Source organism: Novosphingobium sp. PhB57, from assembly GCF_004342985.1.
Classification (GTDB): Bacteria; Pseudomonadota; Alphaproteobacteria; order Sphingomonadales; family Sphingomonadaceae; genus Novosphingobium.
The window spans coordinates 385,888-403,837 of the sequence record NZ_SMBO01000005.1 but is presented as its reverse complement, the minus strand read 5'-3'; the positions used below and the strand labels follow the sequence as shown (position 1 = coordinate 403,837).

General features: G+C 69.2%; 14 protein-coding genes. 6 read left to right on the top strand and 8 right to left on the bottom strand.

Translation table 11 applies throughout. The features are described 5' to 3' along the window. Position 1: 1 nt before the first annotated feature. Complete coding sequence (locus tag EDF58_RS17085; RefSeq protein ID WP_243654325.1) at positions 2 to 2,002, bottom strand: DUF4118 domain-containing protein; 2,001 nt, start codon at positions 2,000 to 2,002, stop codon at positions 2 to 4. 46 nt (positions 2,003 to 2,048) lie between these two features. Beyond that, positions 2,049 to 2,375 carry a hypothetical protein gene (locus EDF58_RS26375; RefSeq protein WP_243654324.1) on the bottom strand — a complete coding sequence of 109 codons (327 nt, stop codon included), beginning with the start codon at positions 2,373 to 2,375 and terminating at the stop codon, positions 2,049 to 2,051. A 138-nt stretch (positions 2,376 to 2,513) separates the two neighbouring features. On the opposite strand from EDF58_RS26375, the gene EDF58_RS17080 reads away from it, so the two are divergent. Continuing rightward, the gene (locus tag EDF58_RS17080) at positions 2,514 to 4,397 is read left to right on the top strand and encodes a potassium transporter Kup (RefSeq protein ID WP_132267717.1); all 1,884 of its coding nucleotides are present in this window, start codon (positions 2,514 to 2,516) and stop codon (positions 4,395 to 4,397) included. A gap of 198 nt (positions 4,398 to 4,595) precedes the next feature. Beyond that, entirely contained in the window at positions 4,596 to 5,417 is an 822-nt protein-coding gene (locus EDF58_RS17075) for an energy transducer TonB (RefSeq protein WP_243654323.1), read from the top strand. 39 nt (positions 5,418 to 5,456) lie between these two features. Here EDF58_RS17075 and EDF58_RS17070 read toward each other — a convergent pair whose 3' ends face one another. Next, positions 5,457 to 6,125: an isochorismatase family cysteine hydrolase gene (locus EDF58_RS17070; RefSeq protein ID WP_243654322.1), complete on the bottom strand. Its 669-nt coding sequence runs from the start codon at positions 6,123 to 6,125 to the stop codon at positions 5,457 to 5,459. 27 nt (positions 6,126 to 6,152) lie between these two features. Between EDF58_RS17070 and pncB the strand changes: the two genes are divergently transcribed. Next, positions 6,153 to 7,457 carry a nicotinate phosphoribosyltransferase gene (gene pncB / locus EDF58_RS17065; protein ID WP_132267715.1) on the top strand — a complete coding sequence of 435 codons (1,305 nt, stop codon included), beginning with the start codon at positions 6,153 to 6,155 and terminating at the stop codon, positions 7,455 to 7,457. Between the two features lie 25 nt (positions 7,458 to 7,482). Here pncB and EDF58_RS17060 read toward each other — a convergent pair whose 3' ends face one another. Then, positions 7,483 to 8,376, bottom strand: a complete 894-nt coding sequence (locus EDF58_RS17060) for a class I SAM-dependent methyltransferase (RefSeq protein ID WP_132267714.1) — start codon at positions 8,374 to 8,376, stop codon at positions 7,483 to 7,485. Positions 8,377 to 8,490: 114 nt separating this feature from the next. On the opposite strand from EDF58_RS17060, the gene EDF58_RS17055 reads away from it, so the two are divergent. Further along, positions 8,491 to 9,510, top strand: coding sequence for a pyridoxamine 5'-phosphate oxidase family protein (locus tag EDF58_RS17055; RefSeq protein ID WP_132267712.1), 1,020 nt, complete (start codon positions 8,491 to 8,493; stop codon positions 9,508 to 9,510). A gap of 14 nt (positions 9,511 to 9,524) precedes the next feature. Here the strand turns inward: EDF58_RS17055 and EDF58_RS17050 are convergent, their stop codons facing one another. Further along, positions 9,525 to 10,790: an FAD-dependent oxidoreductase gene (locus EDF58_RS17050; protein WP_165921461.1), complete on the bottom strand. Its 1,266-nt coding sequence runs from the start codon at positions 10,788 to 10,790 to the stop codon at positions 9,525 to 9,527. Positions 10,791 to 10,920: 130 nt separating this feature from the next. Then, a complete protein-coding gene (locus EDF58_RS17045) occupies positions 10,921 to 12,738 on the bottom strand; it encodes a diguanylate cyclase (RefSeq protein ID WP_132267708.1) in 1,818 nt (605 codons plus the stop codon). Positions 12,739 to 12,923: 185 nt separating this feature from the next. Here EDF58_RS17045 and EDF58_RS17040 point away from each other — a divergent pair, with 185 nt between their 5' ends. Beyond that, positions 12,924 to 13,331, top strand: a complete 408-nt coding sequence (locus EDF58_RS17040; RefSeq protein WP_132267706.1) for a low affinity iron permease family protein — start codon at positions 12,924 to 12,926, stop codon at positions 13,329 to 13,331. A gap of 118 nt (positions 13,332 to 13,449) precedes the next feature. Then, positions 13,450 to 15,393, top strand: a complete 1,944-nt coding sequence (locus EDF58_RS17035; protein ID WP_132267704.1) for a sugar phosphate isomerase/epimerase and 4-hydroxyphenylpyruvate domain-containing protein — start codon at positions 13,450 to 13,452, stop codon at positions 15,391 to 15,393. Between the two features lie 108 nt (positions 15,394 to 15,501). On the opposite strand, the gene EDF58_RS17030 is transcribed toward EDF58_RS17035, so the two are convergent. Together EDF58_RS17030 and EDF58_RS17025 are read right to left on the bottom strand one after the other, a co-directional pair. Next, on the bottom strand, positions 15,502 to 16,413 hold the full coding sequence (locus EDF58_RS17030; RefSeq protein WP_132267703.1) for a shikimate dehydrogenase: 912 nt from the start codon (positions 16,411 to 16,413) through the stop codon (positions 15,502 to 15,504). 87 nt (positions 16,414 to 16,500) lie between these two features. After that, positions 16,501 to 17,850, bottom strand: coding sequence for an MFS transporter (locus tag EDF58_RS17025; protein ID WP_132267701.1), 1,350 nt, complete (start codon positions 17,848 to 17,850; stop codon positions 16,501 to 16,503). Positions 17,851 to 17,950 lie beyond the last annotated feature (100 nt).

Here is a 17,950-nt window from a genome sequence, read left to right as displayed (position 1 = left end):
TTCATAGCGGCCACTCCTTGAGGTGGTCCGCATCGAAGCGGATGGTGAAACAGGCGCCGGGCGTGCCGTCGGTCCGGTTGGCGGCCGAGACCTGCAGCCCCATGGCAAGCGCGAAGCCGCGCACGATGGCAAGGCCGAGGCCGGTGCCGCCCTTGCGGTCGGATCCTTCGATCCGGGTGAAGGTCTCGAAGATCCGTTCTTCCGCGCCCGCCGGGATGCCGGGGCCGTGGTCGGAGACGGTCAGCTCCAGCCCGCCGCCCCGGCGCTGCGCGGCCACGGTGATCGGGCCTTGCGGGTCGCCGTATTTGGCCGCGTTCTCGATCAGGTTGGTGAGGCACTGGTGGAGCAGGTTGGGATCGACCAGCACCATCGGCGCATCGGCGGAGACCGCGGTTTCCACCGGATGACGGCCGAGCAGGGCGCGCATGGCGTGGAGCGCCTCCGCGACCGCTTCGTCAAGGTCCACCGGCTCGACTTTGCCCTGGAGCGCGCCGGATTCGATCCGGGCCATGTCCAGAAGGTTGGCGACGAAGCGGTGCAGGCGCTCCGCCTCTCCGCGCGCGGCGGCCATCTGCCGTTCCTGTTCGGCATCGGTGCTGCGCAAGGCGGCCAGCGTGCCGATGATCGTGGTGAGCGGCGTGCGCAAGTCGTGGCTGACCGAGGACAGCAGGGCATGGCGCAGGCGGTCGCGCTCACGCGCCTGCGAAAGCTCGGCCATGCGGGCTTCCAGTTCGATGCGCTCCAGCGCCAGCGCCGCCTGGTCGAGCAGGCTGAGCAGCAGCGGCAGCCGGTCCGAGCGAACCGGCTCGCGCGCGTCGCTGCGCGAGAGGCCGAACACGCCCAGGGCCGCGCCGCCCGCCGCCACCGGGTGAAACAGCCATTCGGAGGCGGTGAGCGTGTCGGAACCGCGCCCGGCCGGGGCATCGTGCTCGAAGGCCCAGTTCGCGGCGGCCAGGTCCAGCGTTTCGAGCTGCGGCGGCGCGGCTTGCGATTCGGGCGACCAGCTCCAGCGGCGGGTGAGCGCGCGGGCCTGCCCTTCCTCGCCGGGCATGAGCAGCACGGCATTGCCGTCGAGCAGGCGCCCGATCTCGGCGCAGAGCACGCGGCCCAGTTCGTCCACCGTGCGGATTCCCGTCAGCAATCGCGCGAAACCGGCGAGCGCGCCGTTCTGCGCGGCGCTCGCCTGGGCCTGAAGGGCATGGGCGCGAACCCGCGCGGCAAGCTGGCTGCTGACCACCGCCACGCCGAGCAGGACCAGCACGGTCAGGATATTGCGCGGGTCGTCGATGGTCAGGGTATGGGTGGGCGGGATGAAGAAGAAATTGTAGGCGATCGAGCAGACCAGCCCGGTGGCGATGCCGGTGCGCAAGCCATAGCGGGTGGCCGCGACCATGACCGGCAGCAGGTAAAGCAGGCCGAGGTCGGAGATATTTCCGGTGCGCAGGATTTCCGTGCCCAGCAAGGTCACCAGGGCAGTGAGGCCGAAAGCCACGAGATAGCCGGTCCGGCTGCCCCATCGTGCGGCGAGGTCCGCCTTCCTTGCGGCGGCCCGCCGGCTGTGGGCCCTCCGCGGCGGCGCTGCCAGCGGCAGGACGTGCACCGCCAGCCCCGGCGCGCGGCGCACGAGGCGGTCGACGATCGAACCGTGGCGCAGCTCGAACCAGCGCGAGCGGCGGGACTTGCCGATGACGACCTGGGTGGCATGGGCATCGGCAGCGAAGCGCTCCAGCCCGTCCAGCACGGATTCGGCGGGAAGGCTTGCCACCTGGGCGCCGAGCTGGGCGGCCAGATGAAGCGCTTCGGCCAGGGCTGCGTTCTCGGCATCGCTGTAGCGGGCGCTGCGCGGGGTCTCGATGTGGACGGCGCTCCACGGCGCGTCCAGCGCCTCGGCCATGCGGCGCGCGGCGCGGATGAGATCGAGCGCGCCGGGCTGCTCGCTGACGGCCACGAGCAGCCGATCGCCGGGCGGCGCGGTCGGGGGAATGGCCGAGGGATCTGTCACGGCCGCGCTTGTGCGCCGAGAGCGCCCGCCCTGTCGAGAGGGGCCGTCATCGCCCGGTGGCAAAGTCCCCTCGCGCCGAGAACGGGCCGGGCAGGGCGACCTCGCGCAGCAGCCCGTCCCCGGCGATGCCCAGGACCAGCCCGCCGAGCAGGAGCGCCACCATGGCCGCGCAGAAAAGCAGGTCCAGCGGGGTGGCGGGGTGAGGCCGAGGGGTAAGCGCAAGGCGGCGCTCCGCCAGCGCCAGCCGCCAGAATCCGGCCAGCAGGGCCAGAGCGGCAAGGCGGGCTGCGATCGCGGCGGGCCAGCAGCGCTCGCCGCTGCGCAGGCGGCGCAGAAGCGGGCGAACCGGCATGAAACGGCGCTGGGCAGGCATGAAACGGCTCCGACGGGACAATGTGGGAGCAAGGTGGCCCTGCAAGGCGTTAAGCTTCCACGGGGAATTGCGCCCCGCACATAAAGAATCCATAAAGGTCGTGGCGCCTTGGTGCGCGTGAGACTAGGCGCCCGTTGCATGAGCGAGTCTTCCGGGCATCACGCCCCCAATGAGAGCCTCACGGCACTGTCGATCGGCGCCATCGGTGTCGTCTTCGGCGATATCGGCACGTCGCCGCTCTATGCCCTCAAGGAAAGCTTCATCGGCCATCACCCGCTGGTGGTGGACCGCCTGCACATGTTCGGCGTGATCTCGCTGATGTTCTGGACGATGATGCTGATCGTCACGGTCAAGTACGTGCTGATCATCCTGCGGGCCGACAACAATGGCGAGGGCGGCAGCCTGGCGCTGCTGGCGCTGATCGGGCGCACCCTGGGCAAGAACCGCTGGACGCCGGTGATCGCCATGCTGGGCGTGATGGCCACGGCGCTGTTCTACGGCGATGCCATCATCACCCCCGCCATGTCCGTGCTTTCGGCGGTGGAGGGGCTGACGGTGGTGAACCCGCGCTTCGCCGAATTCGTGCTGCCGATCGCCGTGGTGATCCTGATCGGGCTGTTCTCGGTCCAGTCCCACGGCACGGCGGCCATGGGCAAGCTGTTCGGGCCGATCATGATCGTCTACTTCCTGGTGCTGGCCGGGCTGGGCATCCATTCCATCCTCCAGGCCCCCGAAGTGCTGTCCGCGCTGAGCCCGCATCACGCGCTCGAATTCTTCATGGTCAACCCGAAGCTCGCCTTCCTGGCCCTTGGCTCGGTGGTGCTGGCCGTGACCGGGGCCGAGGCGCTCTATGCCGACATGGGCCATTTCGGCCGCAAGGCGATCTCGATCTCGTGGCTCTACGTGGCCTTTCCGTGCCTCCTGCTCAATTACCTGGGGCAGGCCTCGCTAGTGCTGCGCAATCCCGAGGCGATCCGCAATCCGTTCTTCTTCATGGCGCCGGACTGGGCGCGCCTGCCGCTGGTGGCGCTGGCCACGATGGCCACGATCATCGCCAGCCAGGCCGTGATCTCGGGCGCGTTCTCGGTCTCGCACCAGGCCGTGCAGCTCGGCTTCCTGCCGCGCCTGAAGATCATGCACACGAGCGCCAAGGCGGCGGGGCAGATCTACGTGCCGCTGGTGAACTGGGGCCTGCTGGGCATGGTGATCCTGCTGGTGTTCGGCTTCCGCAGCTCGGGCAATCTGGCGGCGGCCTATGGCATCGCGGTGACCGGAACGATGCTCATTTCCGCCTGCCTGCTGGGCGTCCTGACCTTCACCGTGTGGAAATGGCACCCGCTGCTGGCCGGAGCCGTGACCCTGGGCTTCCTGTTCATCGACGGGCTCTACTTCGCCTCGACTGCGACGAAGATTCCCGACGGCGGCTGGTTCCCGCTGCTGGTGGCGGCCGTGGTGTTCACTTTGCTCACCACCTGGGCCACCGGGCGGCGGCTGGTGCGCGAGCGGATGCACGAGGATTCGATCCCCATCGAGGCCTTCCTGAAATCCGTGGGAGAACGCGTGCGGCGCGTGGCGGGAACCTCGGTGTTCCTGGCCTCCACCGTCGAGGGCGTGCCGCCGGGGCTGCTCCACAACCTGAAGCACAACCACATCCTGCATGACCGCGTGGTGATCCTGACCGTCGCCAACCGCGGCGTGCCTCATGTCGCGCCGGAAGACCGCTGCGAAGTGGAGGACATGGGCGCCGGTTTCTACCGCATGGTCCTGCGCTACGGCTTCATGGACGAGGCCGACATTCCCGCCGCCCTCGCCGCCGAGAACCGGGCGGGAGGGCCGTTCAAACCGATGGAGACCAGCTACTTCCTCTCGCGCCAGACGCTGATCCCGTCGAGCCGCCCCGGCATGGCGATCTGGCGGGAGAAACTCTTCGCCTCGATGGTGCGCAACGCCCAGAGCGCGATGGAATTCTTCAAGCTGCCCACCAACCGCGTGATCGAACTGGGCAGCCAGCTGGAGATCTGACGCGGCGCGTCCTTCCCTCCCTTGAAGGCAGCGGCGCGCCGATCCGGTGAGTTCACAAAACCCCGAGAGGCACCCCGCGTCCACCGGATCGCCGGGGCGCGATGGATTCGTGCTCGACGGCGACCGCCGACTCAGCTATGCGAATGCCTCGCATTAGCCCGAATGACGAGGCGGCTTCGAGGGGGGCAGCGCCAGACTATGTACGCAACCTTAGATCACGCGGATCCGCTTGCCCCGGAGCCGGGCCGTTCCCCGGACCTCGCACCCCGGGCGCAGACCCGCCTTGCCGGCGCGCTGCCGCGCGACGCGGCGGGCATGGCCACCGGCTGGTCGCATCCGGCACAGGCCGCCGCACAGGGTGCGCGCTATGGCGAGGACCAGCGACCGAACCTGGTCGCCATGCTCGGCGCCACGGCGATCGTCGGCGGGATGATCGCGGCCATGCTGGCGCTCAATGTCGTCCATGGCCACCAGAAGGCGCGCCCACGGCTGGTCGTCGCCCAGCTGGAGCAGCCCCGCCCGCCGGCTCCGCCGCCGCCCAGGCCCTCGCCGCAGCCGGTGAAGCATGTGGTGCAGACCGCCTCGCCCGTGGTCGCGCCCCCGCCGCCGCTGGTGCTGAGCGCCGCCCCGGCCACGATCACCACTTCGCCCGCGCCGCCGGTCCTGCCGGTGGCCGTACCGGGACCGCCCGCCCCGCCGGCTGCCGCCGTCGCCGTTTCGGCGCCGCCGCGCGTGGAGAATGCCGGCGATCTCTCGTCCAAGATGATCGCCGCCGATCCGCCGCGCTATCCGGTCGATTCGCGCCGCAATCGCGAGCAGGGCACGGTGGTCCTGCTGGTGGTCCTGGGCATGGACGGCAGAGTTGCCGACATCTCGGTATCGCGCAGCAGCGGCTTCGATCGGCTCGACCGGGCCGCGCTATCGGCGGTGCGTCACTGGAAATGGTCGCCCACCCGCCGCGACGGCGCGGCAGTCATGGTGCGCGGCCTGGTGGAAATACCCTTCGTCCTGCATAGCTGACGTCCCGTTGGCCAGTAGCCGGTGGCCGGCGTTTCGCGCCTAACTGGCCGAGGCGCGGTCCCGTGAGGGGGCCAGCTGCGCCGCCACCGCTTCGGCTTCCATGGCAATGCCCCGCGTCAGGGCGGCAGGCAGTTCCACGCGGAAACCGCGGGCGAGCAGGCCTTCCGCGGCCCACTTCACGCAGAAATCCGCAGCCACGCCCACCACGGTGACATCGGCCACGCCCTCTGCAGCCAGGCCGGCCAAAAAGCCGTCGCGGTCGATCGCCTCGTCCCGGTTTCCGGTCGCCTCGGTTCCCTCGCCATTCAGGCGAATCAAGCGGAGGCCCGGCTCGGCCCACATGTCGAACACGCCTTTTTCAAGGGAATAGACCGGGATCGACGGCGCGATGGCGTCTGCGTCCAGAACGCTGTCCCATCCCGGCGTGCCGCGCAGGCAGTGGATCGGGAACTGCGCGCTCTCGGGCGAGACGGCGTAGATTTCGGGACTGTGCGTGTCGAAGGTCAGGAGCACGCCCGCCGTGGTCGCGGGATCGAGCGCCGCCAGCCATTCCTGCATCGGCGCCACGATCGCTTCGGCGCCTGGAACCGGCAAGGCGCCCGAGGCGCGCACGAAGTCTCCCTGCATGTCCACCACCACGACGAAGCGCCGCGTGCCGGAAACCGGAAGCGGCATTGCCGAAAGCGCGATCGTGCCAAGGTTTGTCATCGCGTGAGAACGTCCTAAGAATGGCTCATGGTCTACACGGATATTGCAACCCGCACTTACAATCACAACTGGCGGCTCGATCCGATCGTGCGCAGCCTGCTCGATACGGACTTCTACAAGCTGTTGATGCTGCAGATGGTCCGGCATCTCTATCCCGATGTCCAGGCGACGTTCGAGCTGATCAACCGCTCCAAAACGGTGCGCCTGGCCGAAGTGATCGACGAAGCCGAGTTGCGCGCACAGCTCGATCATGCGCGCGGCCTGCGGTTCGGCAAGAAGGAGCTGATCTGGCTGGCGGGCAACAGCTTCTACGGCAAGGCGCAGATGTTCAGCCCGGATTTCATCGCCTGGCTCGCCGATTTCCGCCTTCCCGAATACGACCTGCGCCGCGTGGACGGCCAGTACGAGCTGCGCTTCGAAGGTCCGTGGACGCACACGATGATGTGGGAGATCCCCGCGCTCGCCATCGTCAACGAACTGCGCTCGCGCGCGGCGCTGAAGGACCGCGGCCGTTTCGCGCTCGACGTGCTCTACGCCCGCGCCAAGGCCAAGTTGTGGGAGAAAGTGGAGCGCCTGGCCCAGCTTCCCGACCTCGTGCTCTCGGATTTCGGCACCCGGCGCCGGCACGGGTTCCTGTGGCAGCGCTGGTGCGTGGAGGCCCTGAAGGAAGGGCTCGGCAGCCGCTTCATCGGCTCGTCCAACGTGCTTCTGGCGATGGACGCGGACCTCGAAGCGATCGGCACCAATGCTCACGAATTGCCGATGGTGCTGGCCGCGCTGGCCGATGGCGACGAGGAACTGCGGCAGGCGCCCTACCGCGTGCTCAAGGACTGGAGCGACCATTACGGCGGGAACTTGCGCGTGGTGCTTCCCGATGCCTTCGGCACCGCCGCCTTCCTCGAACGCGCGCCGGACTGGGTGGCGGACTGGACCGGCTTCCGCCCGGACAGCGCCCCGCCGATCGAGGGCGGCGAGCAGATCATTCGCTGGTGGCAGGAAAAGGGCCGCGATCCCAGGACCAAGCTGCTGATCTTCTCCGACGGGATGGATATCGACAGCATCGAGGCGACTTATCGCCATTTCCACGGCCGCGTGCGCATGAGCTTCGGCTGGGGCACCAACCTCACCAATGACTTCCGCGGCTGCGCGCCGTTCGAAACGGACGATCTCGATCCGATCTCGCTGGTCTGCAAGGTCGTGTCGGCCAATGGGCGCCCGGCGGTGAAGCTCTCGGACAATCCCGCCAAGGCCACTGGCGATCCGGCCGAGATAGCGCGCTATCTCGGCGTGTTCGGCGCCGCGGGCCGGGTGGCGAGCGCGGTATCGGTCTAGACCGGCGGAGCGCCCCCCGGGTGCGTCAGCCGCCCGGATTGCGCGCGGTGACGATCCAGGCCGCGCCGTCGATCATGACCGACGTTTCGCCGGGCCTGCGGGCGAAGGCCTTGCGCACTTCGATGGCGGCGCGGGCGCGCAGGTCCTGCGGCTGATCGGCAAGCGCGCGCGAAAGCGGCCCGACCTCGAAAGCCATGGCCACGGCATCGTTCAGCGCGGCCTCGCGGTCTTCGCCTTGGCCGAAGGGGATGTCGTGATCGAAGGGGAGCACGGAAATCCGCGAGAACCCGGCCTCGGCCAGGATGCGTTCCACGCGGGCCGCATCGCCGAAGGAGAACGGGCCGGGGGCTTCGGGTTGGGGCGGGGGCGGCGCAGGGATCATGCCCTTGATCGCGCCCATCGGCAGGCGCACCCAGTCGTTCTCCGTCGCGCCGCGCCAGCAGACGAAGGCCAGGCGCCCGCCCGGCCGCAGCGCGCCGCGCAGATGGGCGAAGGCGGCGGCGGGCTCATCGAAGAACATCACCCCGAAGCGCGAGAACAGCAGGTCGAACCCGGCATCCGGCAGCGGCGTGCGCGCGGCGTCGGCCAGATCGAACGCCACCGGCGCTCCGGGGGGAGCGACCTCCCGCGCGCGCTCCACCAGCGCAGCGGAGATATCGACGCCGCGGACATGGCCCGATGCACCGACTTTTTCGGCAAGGGCGAAACTGGTCGCACCCGCGCCGCAGCCGATGTCGAGGACATGCTCTCCCGCCCGCGGGGCGGCGGCGGCGAGGGCCTCCTCTCCGAGCACGGCCAGCATGGCGTCGAGCCGGATCTGGTTGGACACCCAGCGCTCGCCGCTGGTGCCGTTCCATTCGGACACCTGGTAGACCGTGCTGCCGGGCGCCAGCGCGGCAGATCCTTCGGCTTCTGACATGACAGTCCTCTATTTGCGAATCATTCGCAAATACTCTAGAGGCAGTGGCTGAAGAAGCAATGGTTTGTAGCCGGGGCGGCCGTCAGCCTCCCGGCGCAGGAGGAGAAACGCGGGATGGATGGGCCTTTCATCGAAACGCTGGCCGATCTGGAGGCCGTGATCGGCAAGACGCCGCCGCAGATGTATCTCAAGGACATCGACCATCTCGATCCCGGCGCGCTCGGCTGGATCGCGCAGTCCCCTTTGATGTTCGCCACGTTCGGCGGGGATCGGGGGCCGGCGGTCACGCTGGCGGGCGGGCAGGCCGGCTTCGCCTCGGGCGCGGGGCAGGACTTGCGCCTGCCGCTGGCATCGATCGACGATCCCGACCTTGCCCGGCCTGGTCAACCGTTCGGTTCGCTGTTCCTGCTGCCCGGCATCGGCGAGACCCTGCGCGTCAATGGGCGGGTCCGGGCGGTGGCGGACGGTCATGTCCATGTCGCCGTGGCGGAATGCTACGGCCACTGCGCCAAGGCCATGATCCGCTCCGAACTCTGGTCCGCGCAGCCGGTGGCGGCACCGGAGGCGCTTTCCGACTTCGTCGCGGCGAGCCGTTTCCTGGCGCTGGCGACCGTCAGCCGGACGGGGCTGGCCGACCTCAGCCCCAAGGGCGATCCTGCCGGTGCCATGGCGCGGCTCGATGACGGGGAGGCGGCGGCCGTGTGGTTCGCGGACCGGCCGGGCAACCGCCGGGTCGACAGCTTTCGCAACATCGTGGAGCAGCCCGCGCTGGCGATGGCGCTGCTGGTGCCGGGCTCGACGCGCCTTGCCGTCGTGCGGGGCCGGGCGGTGCTGTCCACGGCCGAGGCGCAGCGCGGGCGCTTCGCGGTGAAAGGCAAAGTCCCGGCCCTGGCGATCCGCGTCGCGGCCGAATCCGTCAGCCTGCGCACCAGCGCCGCGCTGGAACGCGCCGATCTCTGGCCCTTGCGCCAATGCAGCGACATCGATCCGGCGCGGCTCTTCGTCAATCACATCAAGCGCAACCGGACCGAGGGCATGGCCGCCCGGCTGACCCGCGCCAGCCTCTCGGTGCCGGGCGCCGCGGACCTGATGAAGAAGGGGCTGGCCAAGGACTACAAGGACAACCTCTACTAGCGCGCAGGCCCGGCTCAGTTGCCGAAGCGGTAAGGATCGAAGCAGGCGGAATCGGGATCTTCCCCGCCCCCGCCCCCGCCCCCACCTTCTCCCCCTGCAAGCGCGCGGTCGAGCAGTTCGGCGGCGAGGGCCGCGAAAGCGATGCCGTTGCCGCCGAACCCGGCGGAGAGCCACACCCGCTCCATCAGTGCCGAGCGGCCGATGGCGGGCAGTCCATCGGGCGAGGCACCGAACGTGGCGGTCCAGGCCCGGTCCACGGCGATGGGCGCGGAATGGCCGAGCATGGCCTCCAGCTTGGCGGCGATCGTGCCGGATTTCGCCGCCAGCAAGGCATCGCGCGAGAGGGCATCCGCCAGTTCCACGTCCTCTCCCCCGGCGATCACGCGCCCGTCCTTGCAGGTGCGGACGTAAAGATAGGGGTCTGACGCTTCCCAGATCATCGCGTTTTCCTTCCACAGCGGCGCCGTGCCGGGCGAGGTGGCGATGGCGAATGTCGAGAGCAGGGAGAAGGCGGGCGGCAGGAACAGCCGCGCGCGCTCGTAGCCGGTGGCCAGGATGACATCGCCTGCGATGAGGCTGCGCCCATCCGCCAGCTCCAGCTCCACCCCCGCCGGGATGGGGTGCAGGCCGGCGACATCGGCGGGGTAGGCCGTCACCGCGCCGTGCGTGCCGGCCTCGCGCAGCAGGTCGTGGCAGGTCGCGACCGGATCGATGGCGTAGGACCCTTCCGAAACGATCCCGGCGCGCGGGGCGATGCCGAAGCGCTCGGCGACGGCCTGGGCATCGAGATAGCGCGAGGGCAGGCCATGGCGGCGGTGGGCCTCGGCCTCGGCGCGCAGCCCGTCCTCGTCCAGCAGGTCACCGGCGAGGTAGAGCGTGGGGCAGGGGGTGCGGGCATCGGGCCCGAGCCGGTCCAGCCGTTCTCCGAAGCGCTGCACGGCCGCGAAGACGCGCCGCCAGCGCCGGGCGGCTTCCCGTTCGCCGAGGTCTTCGGCCAGCCGGATCAGTGGCACGTCCATGGCCCACATGATCTGCGCGGTGGAGGCGGCGGTGCTGCCGCAGCCGGGCGGCCTGCGGTCCAGCAGCGCCACCGAGCGGCCCGTGGCGGCCAGCCGGTCCGCCAGGATCGCGCCCATGATCCCCGATCCCAGGATGGCGACGTCCACCGGCCCGGCCGGGAGCGGCGCGGCCGCGGGCAAGGTCCAGTCCGCGTCGCGCCAGGGCACGGTGCCGCTGCGCAAGTTCCGGGTTTCGGTCAGGGTGATCGATCCGTTCGCCATGGTAACTCCGTGAATGCCGCAGGGAGCAACGCACGAAGGGGCGGCAGGTTGATCGCGCCCCGACCCGGGGCGGGGGGGGGGGGGGGCAAGCTGCGGGTTTCCGGTTCGCCTGCCCGACCGGAAAAACGCTCTAGCCCAGCGCGGAAGAGGCGGCGCTGGTGTCGCGGCGGCCGGTGGCCATGACGATGCGGTTGCGGCCATCGTCCTTCGCGCGCAGCAGCGCGGCGTCGGCCGTGCCGATCAGGGCATGGGCGGGGCCGTGGGCGGGATAGCTGCCGATGCCGATGGAGATCGTGACAGGGCCGAGCGGCGTGCCGTCATGCACCAGGGTCATGCCGGAAATGCGCTCCTGGATCAGGTGGGCGCGTTCCAGCGCACGTTCCTCGTCGCAGCCGGGGATCAGCAGCAGGAATTCCTCGCCGCCATAGCGGAAGGCGATGCCGTCTTCGCGCACCGCATTGTCCAGCGCGCCCGCCACGGAGCGGATCGTCAGGTCTCCGGCATCGTGGCCGTAGCGATCGTTGAGCTGCTTGAAATGGTCGATGTCGACCATGAGGCAGCTCAGCGGCGTGCGCGCGGCATCGGCCTGGGCCACGCTGCGGCGCAGGGTATCCGCCAGTTCGTGGCGGTTGCGCAGGCCGGTCAGCGCATCGAACAGGGCCTTTTCGTGCAGCGCGTCGCGCAGCTTGAGATTGGCCAGCGCCAGCCCGATCGTCTCGGACATCAGCTCGATATAGACCTTGATGTTCTCGCTGGGGCCTTGCGCGCCGGCCGTGTTTTCCAGCACCAGCAGCCCGATGGTTTCGCCCTGCGCGGTGAGCGGCACGCAGACGGTGGCGTCGGCGCTTTCCGGCGGGACATGCTTGCAGGGCACGTCCACCAGGTTGCCGCCGGGCATGTGCGACTGGCCGCGCCGCAGCGCCCAGCAATCGTCCGGGGTGAAGGCCGCGTTGCTGCCGTGGGGAGATTGCCACTCCGAAGCGCAGGCCATCATCCCCAATCGCGCATCCAGCGTATAGAGGCGCCCGGCCAGATCCGGGGCGATCCGGGGGGCGAACAGGCGCACGACTTCGAACAGGTCGGCCACGGATTCGCAGCCCTGCAGGCGCTGGGTCATGCGGGCGAGCAGGTCGCGGACGTGCCAGTCGGCATCGCGCTCCCGTTCCAGCCTTTGCCGTTCGATGCCGTTCTCCCGGAAGATGCGGACGGCGTGGGCCATGTCGCCGATCTCGTCGATCTGCGAGAGCTGGGGCGGCTCCACCGCATAGTCCTGGTCCGCCAGGCGGTTCACCACGTCGCTCAGCTTGACCACGGGCTTGAGGATGCGCCGCTTGAGCACGAAGCCCAGCACGAAGAGGAACAGCACGGCGGTGATCGCCACCATGACTTCCGAAACCGTGCGCAACCGCTGGGAGGCGCGGCTGGCGTCCTCTATCGCGCGGTCGGAGCGCTGGTCGAGCATGTAGCGGAAGCGGCCGAGCAGGAAATGCGCGCGTTCCAGTTCGCGTTCGTATTCGGCGCCGAAGATGATCTTGTGGGCGGTGATCTCGTCTCCAGACTTGATCGCGGCGATGGCGGCCTTCTGCTCGTCCTGGAGGGTCGCGGCCCAGCGCAGGCCTTCTTCCAGCGAGCGCAGTTCCTCTTCCCTGGCGCCGTTGTCCTTCAGCTTCGCGATGCGCTGCTCCACCGGGCCGATCGCGGCGAGCGTGCGGTTATAGGCGATCTCGTGGCTGGGATCGCCCGAGACGGCCGCCAGTCGGGCCTGGTCGGTAAGCTGCGCCTCGTCTTCCTCCACTTCGAAGGCGAGCTGGTCGAACAGATCGCGCTGCTGCACCGCATCGCGCTCCACCCGGTCGGCGTTGGAGGCCATGACCATGGTGATGCCGGCTGCGATGGTCAGGCAGACCGTGGCCCCGTAGGCCCAGTTGGTAATCGTCGCTATGCGCATGCCGTAATCCTGCCCCCCTGACGCCAGCGTGATCCTGGCGACAGGCCTGTCGCTCCTCATGCGCCTGACGCAGCAAGTTTTCCAGCGGGGAAACCACCGCTTTGGGAATGATTCGCCCCCGGCGCCGAGAGGGAACGGAGGGTGCCCGCCGAACGTTTCCCAGCGACCATTGCTGGAGCCATGCCATGCGCAAGTCGTTCACCGCTTTCGCCAATGTCGTCGCCGGAGCGGCGGGCAAGGCCCAGACTTTCATCATCGCCCTGCTGGTCGTGGCGGTCTGGGCAATCTCCGGGCCAGTGTTCAAGTGGTCCGACACCTGGCAACTGGTCATCAACACCGGCACCACCATCGTCACCTTCCTGATGGTCTTCCTGATCCAGAACAGCCAGAACCGCGATGCCGCCGCCTTCCAGGCCAAGCTCGACGAACTGCTGCGCGCGCTGGAAACCGCGCGGGACGACTTCATCGGTATCGAGCACCTCAGCGTCGAGGAGATCGAGCGGCTGCGCAAGCTGCTCGAGGAAGAGACCGGCGAATGCAAGGACGGCCACAAGGCCCATGCCAGCGTGGAGCGCCTGCTGAGTCGATACTGAAACCGGCCGGTTTCCCACCTTGCCATAACAAGATGGCATGGGAGACCGCATCGGAGCCGCTTCAATCCCAAGGGCGGCGGCGCGATATCGAGAGGATCACAATTCCGGGAGCATCGCCATGTCCAGCGCCGCCGCAGGCCCGAATGCCGCCACGAACGCCGCCACGGATTCAGGCACGAATTCAGGCACGAACGCTATCGCCACTGTCTCGCTTCGCGGCACGCTTGAGGAAAAGCTGCAGGCGGCCGCCGATGCCGGCTTCGACAGCGTGGAGATCTTCGAGAACGACCTGATCGGCTCGGCCTTGCGCCCTGCCGAAGTGCGGCGCCGGATGGCCGACCTGGGCATCCACTGCTCGCTCTACCAGCCCTTCCGCGATTTCGAAGGCATGCCCGGCGAGATGCGCGCCCGCGCCATGGACCGGGCAGAGCGCAAGTTCGACCTGATGGGCGAACTCGGCACCGACCGCATCCTCGTCTGCTCCAATTGCTCGCCCCATGCGCTGGGCGAGCGGCAGCGCATCGTCGACGATTTCCGCGAACTGGGCGATCGCGCCGCCGCGCGCGGCATCCTGGTGGGCTACGAAGCCCTCGCCTGGGGGCGCCACGTCAACGACCACCGCGATGTCTGGTCGATCGTCAAGCAGGTGGACCATCCCGCCATCGGCATCATTCTCGACAGTTTCCATTCGCTCTCGCGCCGGATTCCCAGCGACAGCATCCGCGAGATCCCGGGCGACAAGATCGTCTACGTGCAACTGGCCGATGCGCCGCTGCTCGACATGGACCTGCTCTACTGGAGCCGCCATTTCCGCAACTTGCCGGGGCAGGGCGGGCTGGACCTGCCGGGCTATGTCGCGGAAATCCTGCGCACCGGCTATGACGGGCCGCTCTCGCTGGAGATCTTCAACGACCGGTTCCGCTCGATTTCCTCGCGCCTGGTGGCGCAGGACGGGCATCGCGCGCTGGAATATGTGCGCGATGCGGCGAAACGCCTGCTCGGCCTGCCGACCACCATGCCTGCCGCCCAGCCGCCGCTCGCGGCCGAATTCGTCGAGTTCACGGCCAGCGGCGAGGATGTGGCGCGCCTTGGCGAGACCTTCCACACGCTCGGCTTCGCGCATATCGGCTCGCATCGCACCAAAAAGGTCGCGCGCTGGCGGCAGGGCAACGTCAACCTGGTGATCAATGCCGAGCCCAAGGGCTTCGCCAAGTCCTACCGCATCGTCCACGGCACCTCGATCTGCGCGATCGGTGTGCGGGTGAAGGACGCGGCCGCCGTGATGGAGCGTGCCGCCGCGCTGGGCATCCGCGCCTATAGCCCCGAGGGGCGCCCCGGCCGCATGGCCATGCCTGCGCTGCGCGGCGTCGGCGGCAGCCTGGTTTACCTCGTGGAGGACGACAGCGCCGAAGCGCTCTGGGCCCGCGAGTTCGAGGCGGTGCCGGTGGCGGACCTGACCGACGATGCCCGCGCCCGCTCGGTCGACCACCTTGCCGCCGTGGTCCACAATGACGAGTTCCTGTCCTGGCAGCTCTACTGGCGCGCGCTGTTCGGGCTGGAGGGCCGCGATGCCAACGATGTGATCGACCCCTCGGGCCTCGTCCATAGCCAGGCGCTGCAGTCGCCCGACGGCGGGTTCCGCCTGACGCTTAATGCCTCTGACGCGCGCGAGACGCTGTCCTCGCGCTTCCTGGCACAGGGCATGGGTGGCGGCTTCCAGCATGTCGCGCTGGCCAGCGACGACTTGCTCGCCACGGCCGCGGCGGTGCGCGCGCGCGGCGCGGCCATGCTCGATATTCCCGAGAACTACTACGACGATCTCGTCGCCCGCTTCGGCTTCGACGGCCGGGTTGCCGCGCGCATGGAAGTGGCCGGGATGCTTTACGACGAGGATCTGGCGGGCCACGCCTATCGCCAGCTCTACAGCCGGGCGTTCGACAAGCTGTTCTTCTTCGAATTCGTCGAACGCAGCGGGACTTATGCCGGCTACGGCGCGCCCAATGCCGGGATCAGGCTGGCGGCGCAGAACCGCTTCCGCGGCGTGGAGGACGCGGCCGGGTAGGAAGGGGCATTCGGCCCCCGGCGGGTGTGAGGCGCACCCTTGCCGAACCCGCCATCCCCTGCCGGTGGCCGGCGGTGGCGCGTCCGATACGGGCCGGGAGGTTTCGTCTCAGACCGCCTTGCTGGCCGCGGCGAAGTCCGCGAGCATGCGGTCCACGTCCGGTTCCAGGCCGGTGAAGCGCGCGAAGGCGTGGGCGGCCTGCATCACCGCCATGCCGCCGCCGTTCAGCGTGGCGCAGCCGATGGCCCTGGCGGCCTTGAGCAGCTCGGTTTCGAGCGGGAAGTAGATCACGTCCGAAACCCACATGTCGCGCGTGAGCAGGGCGGGGTCGAACGGCAGGCCGGGGTGGCTCTCCATGCCCACGGGCGAGCACTGGACCACGCCGTCGGCCGCCGCGATCGCTTCGGCCGCAGAGCCTGCGGCGATCACTTCGGCATCGGGGAACAGGGCGGAGAGGCGGCTGGCAAGCGCTTCGGCGCGTTCGGCAGCAGGATCGAAGATCGCCAGCCGCTCCGCGCCGAGGTCGAGATGGGCATAGCCCACTGCCGAAGCCGCGCCGCCGGCGCCGATCATCGCCACTCGCCCGCGCGGCAGTACGCCCAGCGCGGCGAGAAAGCTGGCGCGGTAGCCCGACCAGTCGGTGTTGTCGCCGATCAGGCGCCCGTCACGCAGGAGCACGGTATTGACCGCGCCCAGCTTGGCAGCGGCTTCCGACAGCTCGTCCATCAGCGGCAGGACCGCCTGCTTGAAGGGGTGAGTGACATTGGTGCCGTCGAAGCCGAGCGCGGCCAGCGTGTTCAGCAGGGAGCCAAGGTCATCCGCGCCGAAACCGATCACCTCGCTGTCGAGGATGCGGTAGGCCAGCGGCAGGCCCAGCGCCCTGGCCTCGGTCTCGTGCATGGCCGGGCTGCGCGAGCCGCCGATGCCCGAGCCGATCAGGCCGCAGATCTTCGAGGTTCCTGGCGCGGATGCGCGAAGCGAGGCGCGCGCGGTGGCCGGGAGCACGGGAGACTGGAACATGAGGCGGGTCCTTGAGAGCGGCAGGGGTGGGACGGCAGGGGGGATCGGCAGGGAGCGCGGCGTGAGAGCGCGGCGTGAGAGCTTGGCTCAGGGCTGGCCGGGCATGCGGATCAGGGTGACGGCAAGGCCGGCCAGCACCGCCGGGACGGCGAAGATCGCGAAGATCGCCGAAAGCGGCACTTTCTCCGCCAGCAGCACGCCGCCCAGCATCGGGCCGATCACCGCGCCGATGCGGCCGATGCCCATCGCCCAGCCCAGTCCGGTGCTGCGGACTTGCGGCGGGTAGAAGCTGGTGGCCAGCGGATAGCAGCCGTTGAAGCCGCCCTGGATGAAGGCGCCGATGAAGAAGGCGGTGAGCAGGGTGGCGGCGATGGTCATGGACACCGCACCGAACACGACGAGGGCGGCCGCGGCGAGCACCATGTAGAGCAGGATCAGGCGGCGCAAGTCGATGCGGCTGGCGATCAGGCCGATCGAGGTGATGCCGATGAAGGCGCCGATGTTGTAGACCGCGCCCGCGTAGATCGCCTGGGTGGCGGGAAGCCCGGCCTCCACGGCGAGCTTGGGGATCCAGCTGATGACGAAATAGAGCGTCATGAAGCCGAAGATCGTGGCGGTCCACAGCAGGATCGTGCCCGAAGTGCGTCCTTCGCCCAGCACGCCGCGCAAGCCCACCGAATGGGCTTCGGCCTGGCGGCGCTCGGGCAGGGCCTCCAGCGTCGGGCGGCCGAGCGAGGCGAGCAGGCGGTTGGCCTTGGCCAGCGCGCCCCTGGGCTGGTGGGCCAGCAAGAAGTCCACCGATTCGGGCAGCAGCGTCCAGACCAGCGGCAGGGCCAGCAGGCAGAGCGTCGCCGCGCCGAGCAGCATGGCCTGCCAGCCGTGAGCGTCGATCTGATGAGCGACGATGAAGCCGGTGATGGTTGCGCCGACCGGGTATCCGGCCTGGAGGAAGCCCACGGCGAACGTGCGGTGGCGGGCCGGGGCATATTCGGCCGTCAGCGCGGCCATGCTGGCCAGCACCGTGCCGATGCCGATGCCCACCACGAAGCGCGAGAGGATGAGTTCGGCGATCGAGGCCGCCAGCGCGGATCCGAACATGGCCACCGTCATCATCACCAGCGAGGCGATGATCAGCTTGCGGCGGCCGAACCTGTCGGCCAGCGGCGCGATCAGCAGCCCGCCCGCGGCCATGCCGGCCAGGCTGGAGCTGAACACCACGCCCAGGCTTTCCGGGCTGACTTTCCAGTCGGCGGAAAGGGCGGGGGCGACGTAGGAGAGGATGAGCACGTCCATGCCGTCCAGCATGTTCAGCAGGAAGCAGATGGCGACCACGAGCACTTGCCGCGGCGTCCAGCCGTCGACGTTCTGCGAGGCGGATTCGCCGACAGTCACGTAAGGACGCACGGACACCGATCCGGCGGCGGAATAGCTGGCCATGGTAACGCCTTTCCCATCCTCAGCGGCGCTTGCATCGCGCCTGTTGTCGTCCGGCGGCCCGGCGCCGGGACATTCGTGAACCTTTCGGGCCGGAACCTGG

Bases quoted from the DNA above. Each gene is read 5' to 3' on its own strand.
- EDF58_RS17055 (WP_132267712.1), top strand. From the start codon at position 8,491: ATGGATGGGCCTTTCATCGAAACGCTGGCCGATCTGGAGGCCGTGATC.
- EDF58_RS17070 (WP_243654322.1), bottom strand. From the start codon at position 6,125: ATGACAAACCTTGGCACGATCGCGCTTTCGGCAATGCCGCTTCCGGTT.
- EDF58_RS17075 (WP_243654323.1), top strand. From the start codon at position 4,596: ATGTACGCAACCTTAGATCACGCGGATCCGCTTGCCCCGGAGCCGGGC.
- EDF58_RS17060 (WP_132267714.1), bottom strand. From the start codon at position 8,376: ATGTCAGAAGCCGAAGGATCTGCCGCGCTGGCGCCCGGCAGCACGGTC.
- EDF58_RS17040 (WP_132267706.1), top strand. From the start codon at position 12,924: ATGCGCAAGTCGTTCACCGCTTTCGCCAATGTCGTCGCCGGAGCGGCG.
- pncB (WP_132267715.1), top strand. From the start codon at position 6,153: ATGGTCTACACGGATATTGCAACCCGCACTTACAATCACAACTGGCGG.
- EDF58_RS17035 (WP_132267704.1), top strand. From the start codon at position 13,450: ATGTCCAGCGCCGCCGCAGGCCCGAATGCCGCCACGAACGCCGCCACG.
- EDF58_RS17030 (WP_132267703.1), bottom strand. From the start codon at position 16,413: ATGTTCCAGTCTCCCGTGCTCCCGGCCACCGCGCGCGCCTCGCTTCGC.
- EDF58_RS17080 (WP_132267717.1), top strand. From the start codon at position 2,514: ATGAGCGAGTCTTCCGGGCATCACGCCCCCAATGAGAGCCTCACGGCA.
- EDF58_RS26375 (WP_243654324.1), bottom strand. From the start codon at position 2,375: ATGCCTGCCCAGCGCCGTTTCATGCCGGTTCGCCCGCTTCTGCGCCGC.
- EDF58_RS17045 (WP_132267708.1), bottom strand. From the start codon at position 12,738: ATGCGCATAGCGACGATTACCAACTGGGCCTACGGGGCCACGGTCTGC.
- EDF58_RS17050 (WP_165921461.1), bottom strand. From the start codon at position 10,790: ATGGCGAACGGATCGATCACCCTGACCGAAACCCGGAACTTGCGCAGC.
- EDF58_RS17025 (WP_132267701.1), bottom strand. From the start codon at position 17,850: ATGGCCAGCTATTCCGCCGCCGGATCGGTGTCCGTGCGTCCTTACGTG.